This window comes from Sphingomonas sp. Sph1(2015) (assembly GCF_001970915.1).
Classification (GTDB): Bacteria; Pseudomonadota; Alphaproteobacteria; order Sphingomonadales; family Sphingomonadaceae; genus Sphingomonas; species Sphingomonas parapaucimobilis.
Map to the genome: position 1 here is coordinate 91,254 of NZ_MQUI01000008.1, position 12,739 is coordinate 103,992.

A 12,739-nucleotide genomic window follows, 5' to 3' on the forward strand; every position below is an offset into this window, starting at 1 on the left:
GACGCTCAGCCCGACCAGACCGGCCGAACCGAGCATCAGGGTCCGCCGCGTGGTGCCCGTTACCACGCGGGCGCGATCCGTCGTCACTGCGCCGCGTCCCGGCTCAGCAATGCTGGCAGGTCGGGTCCAGCAGGTCGGCCAGCAGCGCGCCGGTCGGGTCCCACTCGCCGATCGCCGGATGGATCAACAGCGCCTTGCGGGCGGTCGGCCTTTCGCCGGTCAGGGCTGCCTCGATGGCGGCGCGCTCATAGGCTTTGATCCCGTGGACCAGTCCGATGGCCGGATCGGGCAAGGGCGCGATCGGCAGCGGGGTGATCGAGTCCCGTTCGATCCGCGAGGACGTCTCGACGATCGAACGTTCGGGCAGGTCGGGCAGGGCGCCCCGGTTGCGTGTGTTGACCACGATCGTGGCGGGTTTCGCGCCGGTCAGCGCGCTCATCACGTCGATCGCGATCCGGTGATAGCCGCTGGCGACGCGGAACGGATCGATGTCGAAGGTCGACTCGGGATCGAAGGCGGAGCCGCCCTCGGCTTCCAGCTTCATATAGGAACCCGACCGCCGGTTCAGATAGGCCGCATAGGCCGCGATCGCACCCGCGCCGTCATCCGCCGACAGGCGATCGCGCAGCGTCGCGATCAGGTCGACGTTCAACGCCTCGACCTCGGTGCCGCGGCTGGCGCCGTGCTTGCACTGGTTGGCCAGCGCGCGGCGGCGTTCGTAATAGAAGAACAGATATTCGGTCGGGATCAGCCGCAGGGCGCGGATCATCGCCTTGTCGAAGACGGGGGCCGAGTAGAGCTTGTCCAGGACCGCGTCGTCGCCCAATACGCGGTCGAACACGTCTTCGCCGTGCAGCCGGATGCCGCGCACCCAGCCGAGATGGTTCAGGCCGACATAGTCGCATTCGACATCGGCCAGCGTCGCGCCCAGGGCATGGGCGATGTTATGGAACAGCTCGGTCGGCGTGTCGCAGATGCCGACGATCTTCGCATTGGTATGATCGCTGATCGCCTGGGTGATGAGGCCGGCGGGATTGGTGAAATTCACCACCCAGCCGTCGGGGCTCAGGCGTTCGACCAGCCGGGCCTGTTCGATGGCGATCGGCACCGTCCGCAGGGCCATCGCCGCACCCGCCGGGCCGGTCGTTTCCTGTCCGGGAAAGCCGTGTTCGATGGCCGTGCGCTCATCGGCGGCGCGACCGGCGATGCCACCGACGCGGATCGAGTTCATGACGAACGACGCGCCCTCGACCGCGTCCTCGATCGAGGATGCCTCGCGGACGATCAGGTCGCCGCCCTCGGCCTTGACGATGGCTCGGCCGAGCGCTGCCATGATCGCGAGACGGTCGGCGTCCGGATCCCACAGGACCAGTTCGCGCGCGCCCAACGCCTCGGCGGCATCGTTCACGCCGAAGGTGACGAGTGGCGTGCGGACACCGCCGCCGCCGATGAGCGTCAGCTTGCGGTCAGTAGGTGCGGTCATAAAAACTCCGAAGTTCTTGGGTATCGGGAATGGCGGCCAGCGCGCCGGGCTGGCGGGTGGACAGCGCGCCGGTCAGGCAGCCGCGACGCAGGCGGGCAAGCGCGTCGCCACCATCGAGCAGCGCGTCGATGAACCCTGCGTCAAAGGCATCGCCCGCGCCGGTGGCGTCCACGGCCACGACGGCGGGCGGAGCGGCCTGGACGATGATGCCATGCTCCAACGCGGCGGCCCCGCGCGCACCCAGTTTCACCATGGGGTGACGCAGTCCGATGAGGGCGGCGTGGTCGAGATAGGCAGCCGGGTCGGCGCTGCCGCAGATCAGCTCGGCCTCCTTCTCGTTGGGTATCAGATGGTCGATGGCGGTCAGCGTCGGGCCATTGGCCGGATCGGCGAGCCATACCGGCTGATAGCCCATGTCGAGTGAGGTGGTGATCCCGGCGGCGGTTAGTTCCGGCAGCACGATATCGGCCACGTCGCGGGGCAGGGGCATGGCGAAATGCACATGCCGGGCATTCTTCAGCGTCTTCAATCCCTTGCCAACGGCCAGGACGCCGACCTGCCGGTTGACCCCGATATGGGTGAAGAAGGACCGATCCTGCGCTGTGGAAACGCTGATCGAGGTACCCGTCGCGCCGTCGCCGATGCTCAGGCCGTCACTGGCCACACCGAAGCGAGCAAGGCGTTCGCGGAACCATGGCATGTCATCCGCGCCGACCAGTCCGACCAGCGCCACGCTGCGCCCCAGTTTCGCCAGACCGCAGGCGGTGGCCGCCGCCCCGCCGCCCATCTCACGCACATAGGAGTCGGTGACGATTTCCTCGCCGGGCTGCGGCCAGGTCGGAAAGCCGCTGAAGACATGATCGACATAGATCTCGCCGATCACGGCGACGTCGGGGTGATGGGTCATAGGACAGGCTCGGGCTTCGGGGCGAAGGGCCAACTCGCGCGGGCACGGGCGACCACGAGGAACACGATGGTGCCGATCATCATCGCGGCGATGCCGGCCAGGACATGGACGGGGCGGCTGGTGCCGACGATGAACAGCCATCCGATCAGGGTGACGATGACCGGCAGGGGATAAAGCGGCATGCGGAAAGTGTGCGCGGCGTCCGCCTTGCGCTGGCGGCGAAGCAGCACGACCGCGAAACACTGCGCCGTGTACTGGAACAGCGTCTGCACGACGATCAGCGCCGCGATCAGATTGTCCAGCGACATCAGGCAGGCCACAGCCGACGCCCCTCCCATGAACAGCAGGGCGACGGTCGGGAAATTCCCGCGCGGATGTAGTCGGGCGAAGCGGGCGAAGAATTCCCCTTCGACGGCCGCGGCATAGGGAACGCGCGAATAGCCGAGCAGGACGATCAGCGCCGATCCCCAGCTGGCGATCAGGATCAGGACGGCCACGGTGACCCCGCCCGCCGAGCCGTAGATGGCCTGCATGAAGTCGGCGACCACGGCATTGCTCTTCATCGCCTGTCGCCAGGGCAGCACGCCCAGGATCGACAGGTTCAGGCCGATATAGAGGAAAGCGACGAGCGGTATCGAGATCAGCACCGCGCGCGGAATGGTGCGGCGGGGCTCGCGCACTTCGCCGCCCAGCATACAGACGGCATTATAGCCACCATAATCATACACGCCGACCAGCGTCGCCGCGCCCAGGCCCGTCCAGAAGGCGGTGGTCGGCGAGAAGGCCCCCTTGGGAAAGGAAAAGGCGCGCCCGGCGTCGAAATGCAAAGCGCCGCTGAGAATGATCCACAGACAGGCGGCAATCACGATCACGCTGACCGTGATGGACAGGCGCTCGATCGACCGCACATCGCGCCACAACAATCCGGTGTTGAGCAGACAGATCGCCGCTGCCACGGCCGCGATGCCCCATCCGGTCAGCGACGGCCAGATGAAGGTCGCATAATGCGCCAGTCCGACGGTGCCCGATGCGATCGACATCGGACCGATCAGCATGGTCTGCCACAGGTAGAGAAAGCCGAACAGACGTCCCAGCCTGGCGGGGCCATAGGCTTCGCGCAGGTAATGGAATGGACCACCCGAGCGCGGCACGGCGGAGCCCAGCTCGGCCCAGACCATTCCGTCGCAGATGCACAACAGCGCGCCCAGCAACCAGCCGATCAGCGCCTGTGGACCGCCCATGGCGGACAGGGCCAGCGGAATGGTGATGAAGGGGCCGATGCCGATCATGTTCAGCAGATTGGCGGAAAGCCCGCCAGCCAGTCCCAGCGTGCGCGGCGTCGCCTCGACAGGCGCAGAGCGCTCGGACGGCATCGCCAGGCCGGTCATGCGGGATAAGCTCCGACCATGTTCGCCGCCGCTTTGGAAGGCATGCAATGCTGTCGTTCCTGGTACGTCATGGCCGCCCTCCCAGATTTGCCCCTATTTAGACAAATAATGTCAAATATAAGTCAATATGAAAATTACATTTCAGAAATGCGCTTTGTAATCGACGTGGTCCCATTTATGATGGCGGCATCGATGCGGAGACGATCATGACCGATGCCGGTATCACGGTGCCCCAGACGGCGGCGGAATTGCGCCAGGCCATTCTCGATCGGCACGACTCGCTCAGCAAAAGGCTTCAGCATGTCGCGCGCTATGTTCTGGATCATCCGGACGACATGGCGCTCCAGCCGTTGAGCGTCATTGCCACGCGATCGGGCACGCAGCCGTCCGCCATCGTCCGATTTGCCAAGTCGCTGGGCTTTACCGGGGCGGGGCCGATGCAGCGATTGTTGCGCGACAGCCTGCTCGCGAACAATGCCGCTCTGGGTTATGGTGAGCGGGTTCATCAGTTCACGGCGTCGGTCGACCAGTCGGTTTCCGAGCGGGGTGTCGGTTCGCTCATCGACGAGTTCACCGAGGCCGATATCCTGGCGTTGCAGAATACCCGGGCTACAGTCGGTGAGGACGGCCTGGCCGAGGCGGTGGCGATGATCCGCAAGGCCCAGGTCGTGCATCTGGCCGGTATGCGCCGGGCCTTTCCCGTTGCTGCCTATCTGGCCTATGCCATTCCGCAGGCGGGCAAGCCGACCATGTTGATCGACGGGATTGGCGGACTCGCCTTTCAACAGTTTCGCGCCATGTCGTCCCGTGACCTGCTGATCGCGATCAGCTATCATTCCTATGCCCCCGAAACCGTGAGCGCGGTCGAGGCAGCGGCGGCGGCGGGGGCCAGCATCCTTGCCATCTCGGACAGCCTGGCCAGCCCGATTGCGCGACATGCGACCCACACCCTGATCGTCCGCGAGGCGGAGGTGCGGGGATTTCGATCCCTCGCGGCGTCGCTGTGCGTCGCCCAGGCGCTCGTCGTCGGCCTGGCCTATGACAAACAGCGCGGCGCGCGCCGGGCCAAGGCGGCCAAGGCGGGGACCGATGCCTCCTGAGGCTGGGGTCTCGGCAGTATCCTGGAATGTGAAACCCCGTAAATTTTTAAAATGAAATATTCAGATTGACACAAAACTGACCAATCTATTTTCTAACGGCCGTGCATTGGGGTGCTCATACCGGGCACTGTAAAAGTGCAGGGGGTTCAGATGCGGAATCGGTCGGGCAAGGGGCGTTTGCTGTCGGGCGTCGTGATGGCAGTGGCAGTGGAAATGGTGGCGCCTGCCGCCATGGCGCAGACGGTTCCGTCGCCCGCCGTGGACGCCGCGGATGCCGATGCGACCCAGCAGACCGCCAGTGAGTCGCTGACCAGCGATATCGTCGTCAATGGTCGCCGCCAGCGGACCGCGCTGGACGAAGAGCGTAACGCCATCGCGACGATCGACATCGTGACCACCGGCGACGTGGCGATCAATTCGCAGACCGGCGTCGCCGATCTGGCCAAGGCCCTGCCGGGCGTGTCGGTCAGCCGCGACCAGGGGCGCAACCAGAGCGCGACCGGCGAAGCGCAGTTCGTCTCGATCCGCGGCTTCGACACCAGCTACAATGCCTATACGCTGGACGGCCTTCGCCTGCCCCAGACCGCGGGCAACACGCGCGCCATTTCGCTGAACCTGTTCTCGCCCTTCGCGATCGGTGGCATCGCCGTCGACAAGACGCCGGGCGCGGCCAAGGATGCCGACGCGATCGCCGGTATCGTCGACCTGCGCTCCCCGACCGCATTCGACTTCAGCAAGTCCTTCACCCGTGCGCGGGTTCTGGGCCAGGGGGCGCAACTTGCCCTCGATCACAAGATGGAGGGCATGGGCGGTGCCATCGGTCTGGACGCGGCACGCCGGTTCGGGAGCGCGGGCCAGTTCGGAGTCTATGTCGCGGGCTATTACGAGGAGCGCGCGAACACGGCCGAGTCCACCGCCGTGCAGAACGACTATAAGGCGGCGAACCGGACCACGGATACCGTTCGTACCGTGCTGGCCAATGGCGGCGCCCTTGCGGCGGACGGCGTGCAGTGGAATTTCTACAACAACCGGATCAAGCGTTATGGCGCGACCGGATCGTTCGACTTCCGCAGCGAGTCGTTCGATGCCTTCGCGCGGGTGAACTACGCCACCTATCTCAACACCAACACGATGAACCAGACCGCGCTCCGCAACGAGCTGACGCGCGGCCAGACCAATCCGAATGGCGGTTCCTACAACGCGGCGGGCGTCTACACGCCGCTGGGCATCAATCCGGCCAGCTATTTCCGTACCGAGGACGTCGAGCAGGAACTGCTGTCGACGCAGATCGGTGCGAAGTGGCATCATGACGGCTTCACCGCCTCGCTCGAGGGGGCCTATGCCGATGGTCGCTTCGATCAGCCGCGCCGTATCGAGGCAGCGTTCCGTGGGATTGCCTATAACGGTGCCGCGGGCAACACGGGGGCGTCGACCGAGGGTGTCGTCGTCGACCTGTCGGACAATCGTTCGCCCCGTCCCGTCCTGTCGCAGGGCGCCATCGCCTATGTCGGCTCGCTCGACCGGCCGACCCAGCTCTATGTCCAGGCGGGCTATGACTATCTGTCCGAGGTCAAGAAGACCGTGAAGGGCAGCGTGGGATGGGAAGGCGAGGGCCTGATCTCGAGCGTGTCGGTCGGTGGCCTGTATGAGGATTCGGATCGTGACGGCCGCTCGCTGGCCCCGGATGCGACGCGGTATCGCTTCCTGACCCCGCTTCAGGCGGGAACGGTGCAGGGACCGTCGATCTCGCAATATCTCGGCACCGTGCTGACCGATTTCCTGAGCTACTACCCCGCGCGTCCCATCAAGGTGCTCGAGCGTTCGCAGCTCGACTCGCAGGTCACGCAGTTCGTGAACTATGCCGCCCTGTCGGCGACCACGATCAACCAGGGGCTGCTCAAGGGCGTCGAGAAGCGCAAGGCGGTGTATGCGACTGCGACCCTGAAGGCGGGCAATCTCGAAGTGATGCCGGGCATTCGTTACGAGGATAATGATTTCACCGCGCGTTTCTACTCGCTCGGGAATCTCGTCAACGCCGGACGCAAATATGATCATGTCGATCCGTCGTTGCTGGCGTCGTGGAAGCCGGACAGCCGCATCGTCGTTCGCGGCGCCATCCGGTCGAGCTATTCGCGTCCGGCCTTCGGCCTGCTGGCGGGGCCGACCACGACGAGCGATCCGAGCGGCGGTTTCGTGACGGTCACGCGGCCCAACCCCGATCTGAAGCCGGTCGAGGCGTGGAGCTATGACGCGGGTCTCGATTATTATGGTGGCGTCGGCCGCTATTTCCAGATTGCGTTGTATTACAAGGATCTGAAGAACATCCTGGTGCCGTCGGGCACTCGTTCGGTCGGCACCGATGGCGGCACCGACGCCAATGGCAACCGGATCATCCTGTTGCAGACGGCCAATGGTCGCAGCGGCAATGCCAAGGGGGTCGAGGTCTCGGGCCGCTATACGCTGGGCGATCTGGTCGGCGGCGGCGTGCTGGGCAATTTCGGCTTCGGCGGCAACGTCACCTATCAGCAGACGCGTGCGACCTATCAGGTCGCGGCCAACGATATCCGCACGACGAACCTGCCCCAGGCCCCGGACCTGATCTACAACGCCGAAGTCTTCTATGCGGGCGGCGGTCTGCGCACCAACTTGTGGTACAACTATACCAGCCGTATCCTCGCCACCGTGCAGGACAGCCAGCCGGACATCTATGTCCAGCCGGTCGGCGAATTGAATCTGGGTCTGGCCTATGAAGTCACGGCGAACCTGGAGGTCGGTTTTGCGGCGCGCAACCTGCTGAACCAGCACACCTACTGGGCGACGGTAGGTAAGGAAAAGACCTATATCTCGAACGACCGGAACGGCGGCTATATGAAGACCGGCCGCGTGTTCCAGTTCAGCCTCACGATGAAGATGTAAGAAGGAGTCCGAACGATGCGGTGGCTGCTCCTGATCTGCATGGCCCTGATGGCCGTGCCCGCCACCGCATCGGATCGGGCACCCGATATAGTCCTGCAAGGCGTCGTCCGCAGTACCGACCGCGCCACGACCAGGGACCTGACCTTCGCCGTTCCCGAAGGGATGGCGCAGGTCCGGGTCGTCTTCACGTTCGAGGGGCGCGACCGGGGCGTTGCGATCAACCTGGGCGTGACCGACCCGCAACGCTTTCGCGGCTGGGGCGGGGGCACCAAATATGCCTTCACCATCGGTGAAGCTTTCGCCTCGCCCTCCTTCCTGCCGGGTCCCATTCCGGCAGGGCCGTGGCGCCTGACGCTCAGCGTACCGTCGATCCGGCCCCATGATGCGGCGAAATGGTCGGCGAAGATCTGGTTCTCGCGTTTTTCCAACCTGGATGAAGTCGCCTTTTCCGCCACGCCGATCCGGTCGGGTCCGGGCTGGTATCGCGGCGACCTGCACAGTCATAGCGGGCAGAGCGATGCGCGATGCCGCAGTCTGGCAGGACGCGAGGCGGGCTGTCCCCCCTTCCTGACCTTTCAGGAAGCGGCCGACCACGGTCTCGATTTCATCGCCTTGACCGACCATAATGTGACGTCGCACTTCATCGAGATGGGCTATCTCCAGCCGCATTTCGACACGCTGCTGCTGATGCCGGGCCGCGAACTCACCACGCGTGACGGACATGCCAACCTGCTGGGTTATATGGGCTTCGTCGATACAGAGATCGGTCGTCCCGGCACGCCGACCGTCAATGCGCTGCTGTCGGCCGCCCATGCCACGGGTGGCTTCCTGACGATCAATCATCCCTCGCGCCCGACCGGCGAGGATTGCCTGGGCTGCGGCTGGGCGCCGCGCGATACCGATTATTCCAAGGTCGATGCGATTGAGGTGGTCAACGGCGGCAGCACGATCGAGACGCCGGGCGACCGCGAGGCGGCGATCACGAAGCAGGTCCGCTATTGGGAGGGGCTGCTCGATCAGGGATATCGGCTGGTCGGCGTCGCGGGCTCGGACAATCACGACGCGATCCAGTATCGCGGCAGGTCGCCCATCGGCCCCCAGGCCGCGATCGGCAGCCTGGCGACGGTCGTGCGGGCGGATGATCTTTCGCAGGGCGCGGTCCTGCGGGGCCTGAAGGGCGGTCGGGTCTTCGTCGATCTGGACGAGGGGCGTGGACGCGTGCTCGACCTGTCGGCGCGTCGCGGTGCGGCGCAGGCGGTGATGGGCGGCACGTTGCCCGCCGGGCGCGACCCGATCACGGGCAGCGTTCATGTCGAGGGCGTGGAGGGCGGCACGGTCGACCTGGTGGTCGATGGTCGCCATGTCCGCCCCCACACTAAGGCCGGGCCGTTGGGGCGTGGGGCGGCGGACATCGCCTTCACCCTGCCGCAGGGATCGGTACGACACTGGTTTCGCGCCGATGTGCGGCGGGCGGACGGCAGGCTCTGGCTGATCGGAAATCCCATCTATGTCCGGTGACATGGCCATTTCCCGCCGGGCATTGATCGGCGGCACCGGAGCGGCGGCGCTGACTGCGTCCATGCCCGCCATCGCTGCGCCCAGGACAGGCAAGCGGCCGGTGGATTGGGTCGATCCGTTCATCGGAACCGGCGGCCATGGCCATACCTATCCGGGCGCGACCCGCCCGTTCGGCATGGTGCAGCTGAGCCCCGACACGGACAATGCACGGTGGGACGCCTGTTCGGGCTATCACCATGACGACACCACGATGCTGGGCTTTTCGCACACGCATCTGTCGGGGACCGGAGTCGGCGACCTGATGGATGTGCTGCTCGTACCCCGCACCGGCCCGATCATCCTGGATCCCGGCAGCCTGGAGCGGCCCGAGGGTAGCTATCGCCAACGTTTCGTCCATACCGACGAGCGCGCGAGGCCCGGCTATTATGCGGTGCGCTTCCCCGATAGCGGGATCGCGGCGGAACTGACCGTCACCGACCGGGTCGGTTATCATCGCTACCGCTTTCCGGGGTCGGGCCATATCCTGGTCGATCTGGCGCATGGCGCACGTGACGAGCCCGATCCCGCCAGCATCGGCTTCGATCCGCCGCGTCCCACGCCGGTCAGCGATGCGTCGCTCCGCCTGATCGGTCGCGATACGCTGGTCGGATCGCGGCGGGTGCAGCAATGGGCGAACGGGCGGGTGATCCACTTCGCGCTGCGGGTGTCGCGGCCTTTCGCCGAGGCGCGCTTCTTCAGCAATGACCGGGCGGTGGCACCGACCGGGGAGGGCGTATCGGGGGCGTCCCTGAAGGCCGCACTGCTCTTTCCCGACGCCGCCACGGGGCCGATCGTCGTTCGCGTCGCGTTGTCGGGCGTCGATGTCGACGGTGCGCTGGCCAACCTGACGGCGAACGGCGCATCGGAAGATTTCGACCGCGTCGTCCGGGAGGCCGATGCGGCCTGGGACGTGGCGCTGGACGGCCTGTCGATCGAGGGCGCGAGCGAGGCCGAGGAGCGGATATTCTACACGGCGGCCTATCACGCGATGCTGGCGCCGACGCTGTTTTCGGACAGCGACGGTCGTTATCGCGGCATGGATACCGCCGTTCACCGGCTGTCCGACGGTGACCATAATTACAGCACCTATTCGCTATGGGATAGCTATCGCACCCTGCATCCGCTGCTGGGGCTGATCCGGCCGGAGCGGAACGCCGATCTGGTTCGCGGTCTGGCCCGCATGACGCTGGAAACCCCGGCCGGGCCGCCGGTATGGCCGCTTCAGGGGATCGAGACCCATTGCATGATCGGCTGGCACTCGGCGGTGGTGATCGCCGAGGGCTTGGTGAAGGGCGTGCCGGGTCTCGACGCGGCGGCCATCTGGCCCGCTATTCGCGAACTCGCCTTTCACAGCGAGGCGCGCGGCCTGCGGCCTTATCGGGAGCTTGGCTATATTCCGTCCGACAAGGTCGGGGAGGCGGCCAGCAAGACCCTGGAATATGCCTATGACGACTGGGCGATGGCGGTCATCGCCGAGCGGGCGGGGGCCAGCGGGGATGCGGCGCGACTGCGCGCCCGGTCGCGCAACTATCGCAACCTGTTCGACCACAAGACGGGTTTCATCCGTCCGCGCCTGGCCGACGGGACATGGGCCGAGCCGTTCGACCCTCGCGCGCTGGGCCATGATACGGCGCACTGGCGCGACTTCACCGAATGTAACGCGTGGCAGGCGACATTCCTCAACCAGCATGACGTCTATGGCCTGATCGACCTGTTCGGCGGGGATGCGGCGTTCGAGGCGAAGCTGGATGCGCTTTTCGCCGCCGACAGCAGCCTTCCCAAGGACGCACCACCCGATGTCAGCGGATTGGTCGGCCAATATGCGCATGGCAACGAACCGAGCCACCACGTTGCCTATCTCTACGCCTATTGCGGCGTTCCGTGGAAGACGCAGGCGCGGGTCCGCATGTTGCTGGAGGGGCAGTATCGCGCCGCGCCGGACGGTCTGTCGGGCAATGAGGATTGCGGCCAGATGAGCGCCTGGTACGTGATGAGCGCATTGGGGCTCTATCCCGTCGATCCGGTCAGCGGGGCCTATGTCTTTGGTGCGCCGCTTCATCCCCGCGCCACGGTGCCGGTCGGGCGGGGCCGCAGCCTGGTGGTCGAGGCACCCGGCATTTCCGCCGATGCCGTCTATGTTCAGCGGGTCAGCTGGAATGGGCAGCCCTGGACGCGCAGCTGGATCGGCCATGGCGAACTGGTCAAGGGCGGGCGGCTGGTCTTCCAGATGGGGTCTAGGCCCAATCCGGCCTTTGGCCGCGATCCGGCCGATCGCCCGCCCTCGTTCGGAATCGTCGGGCGCTCCGCATGACCTCTACCGGCGGGAGCGATCGCGACCGGTCAGGGTCAGACGGGCTCCATCCGGCCGGAGGCTATCGACCGGCGGGCGGCTTCGGCGAGGGCGAGGGCCGCCACCCCGTCATGATGGTCGATCAGCGGCGCCGCGCCTTCGAGCATGTCGGCGAAGTGGGCGATCTCGCGACGATAGGCATCGGCATAGCGATCGAGGAAGAAGGTCTGGATGGGCGCGCTCCGGCATCCGTCCGCGCTCCACTCCTCGACGCTGGTCCGGGCGATATTGCCCGCCCGTATCAGCCCGCGTTCGCCGAAGACCTCGATACGCTGGTCATAGCCATAGCCGCTGCGTCGGCTGGAACTGATCGTACACATCCGGCCATCCGCGGTGGTCAGGATCGTGCGGGCCGTGTCGACGTCCCCCGCCGCACCGATCGCGGGATCGATCAGGCAGGCCGCCTGTGCGAACACGCCGGTAAAGGGCGCATCCATCAGCCAGCGCGCCATGTCGAAATCGTGAATGACCATATCGCTGAACAGCCCGCCCGACGTCTCGACATAGGCGATCGGGGGCGGGGCGGGATCATGGCTGACGATATGAACGGCTTCGACCGCGCCCAGGGCATTGTCCGCCAGCCGCGACCGCAGCGCCGCGAAATGCGGATCGAAGCGGCGGTTGAACCCGATGAGCACCCGCGCGCCCATCGTATCCAGCATCTCGGCGGCGGCACGTGCGCGGGCCAGGTCGAGGTCGACGGGCTTTTCGCAGAAGACGGTGTGCCCCCTGCGTGCGGCGGCGAGCATCAGGTCGACATGCGTCGGCGTGGGGCTGGCGATGACGACCCCGGATATGCCCGGCATCGACAGGGCGGTTTCGACATCGACCGCTGGCACGCCATGATGGCGGGCCAGTCGCCCGGCCGCATCCGGCACGGCGTCGGCCACGCAGGCCAGCCTCAGGCGTGGATGGGCGGCAATCGATTCCGCATGAACCGTTCCGATCCGCCCCGCCCCGATCAATGCGATCTGATGCACGCCCGCTCCCAGATAAAACCGCCTCCATTTTCCACCGCCGAAGGACTTTCGGCAAGTC

The 12,739-nt window shown here is 65.9% G+C and carries 8 protein-coding genes; 4 read left to right on the forward strand and 4 right to left on the reverse strand.

Annotated elements, in window-relative coordinates; translation table 11 throughout:
- Nucleotides 1-103 precede the first annotated feature (103 nt).
- From BSZ14_RS05455 to BSZ14_RS05465, 3 genes are read right to left on the reverse strand one after another with little or no spacing between them, the layout of a single operon-like run.
- On the reverse strand, nucleotides 104-1,483 hold the full coding sequence (locus BSZ14_RS05455) for a family 4 glycosyl hydrolase (protein WP_042490809.1): 1,380 nt from the start codon (nucleotides 1,481-1,483) through the stop codon (nucleotides 104-106).
- Nucleotides 1,467-2,390 carry a carbohydrate kinase family protein gene (locus BSZ14_RS05460; RefSeq protein ID WP_076710133.1) on the reverse strand — a complete coding sequence of 308 codons (924 nt, stop codon included), beginning with the start codon at nucleotides 2,388-2,390 and terminating at the stop codon, nucleotides 1,467-1,469. The genes BSZ14_RS05455 and BSZ14_RS05460 overlap by 17 nt, the downstream gene beginning before the upstream one ends.
- On the reverse strand, nucleotides 2,387-3,778 hold the full coding sequence (locus BSZ14_RS05465; protein ID WP_076710134.1) for an APC family permease: 1,392 nt from the start codon (nucleotides 3,776-3,778) through the stop codon (nucleotides 2,387-2,389). The genes BSZ14_RS05460 and BSZ14_RS05465 overlap by 4 nt, the downstream gene beginning before the upstream one ends.
- Nucleotides 3,779-3,984: 206 nt before the next feature.
- On the opposite strand from BSZ14_RS05465, the gene BSZ14_RS05470 reads away from it, so the two are divergent.
- The 4 genes from BSZ14_RS05470 to BSZ14_RS05485 all read left to right on the forward strand — a co-directional run bounded on the left by BSZ14_RS05470 (nucleotide 3,985) and on the right by BSZ14_RS05485 (nucleotide 11,662).
- Nucleotides 3,985-4,878 (forward strand): MurR/RpiR family transcriptional regulator, encoded by an 894-nt coding sequence (locus BSZ14_RS05470; protein WP_076710135.1) that lies wholly within the window; start codon nucleotides 3,985-3,987, stop codon nucleotides 4,876-4,878.
- A gap of 150 nt (nucleotides 4,879-5,028) precedes the next feature.
- Complete coding sequence (locus BSZ14_RS05475) at nucleotides 5,029-7,794, forward strand: TonB-dependent receptor (protein ID WP_042490799.1); 2,766 nt, start codon at nucleotides 5,029-5,031, stop codon at nucleotides 7,792-7,794.
- Between the two features lie 15 nt (nucleotides 7,795-7,809).
- Complete coding sequence (locus BSZ14_RS05480; protein WP_076710136.1) at nucleotides 7,810-9,312, forward strand: CehA/McbA family metallohydrolase; 1,503 nt, start codon at nucleotides 7,810-7,812, stop codon at nucleotides 9,310-9,312.
- Nucleotide 9,313: 1 nt separating this feature from the next.
- Complete coding sequence (locus tag BSZ14_RS05485; protein ID WP_076710137.1) at nucleotides 9,314-11,662, forward strand: GH92 family glycosyl hydrolase; 2,349 nt, start codon at nucleotides 9,314-9,316, stop codon at nucleotides 11,660-11,662.
- 35 nt (nucleotides 11,663-11,697) lie between these two features.
- Here the strand turns inward: BSZ14_RS05485 and iolG are convergent, their stop codons facing one another.
- Nucleotides 11,698-12,681, reverse strand: a complete 984-nt coding sequence (gene iolG / locus BSZ14_RS05490; protein WP_076710138.1) for an inositol 2-dehydrogenase — start codon at nucleotides 12,679-12,681, stop codon at nucleotides 11,698-11,700.
- Nucleotides 12,682-12,739 lie beyond the last annotated feature (58 nt).

Bases quoted from the DNA above. Each gene is read 5' to 3' on its own strand.
- BSZ14_RS05455 (WP_042490809.1), bottom strand. From the start codon at position 1,483: ATGACCGCACCTACTGACCGCAAGCTGACGCTCATCGGCGGCGGCGGT.
- BSZ14_RS05460 (WP_076710133.1), bottom strand. From the start codon at position 2,390: ATGACCCATCACCCCGACGTCGCCGTGATCGGCGAGATCTATGTCGAT.
- BSZ14_RS05465 (WP_076710134.1), bottom strand. From the start codon at position 3,778: ATGACCGGCCTGGCGATGCCGTCCGAGCGCTCTGCGCCTGTCGAGGCG.
- BSZ14_RS05470 (WP_076710135.1), top strand. From the start codon at position 3,985: ATGACCGATGCCGGTATCACGGTGCCCCAGACGGCGGCGGAATTGCGC.
- BSZ14_RS05475 (WP_042490799.1), top strand. From the start codon at position 5,029: ATGCGGAATCGGTCGGGCAAGGGGCGTTTGCTGTCGGGCGTCGTGATG.
- BSZ14_RS05480 (WP_076710136.1), top strand. From the start codon at position 7,810: ATGCGGTGGCTGCTCCTGATCTGCATGGCCCTGATGGCCGTGCCCGCC.
- BSZ14_RS05485 (WP_076710137.1), top strand. From the start codon at position 9,314: ATGGCCATTTCCCGCCGGGCATTGATCGGCGGCACCGGAGCGGCGGCG.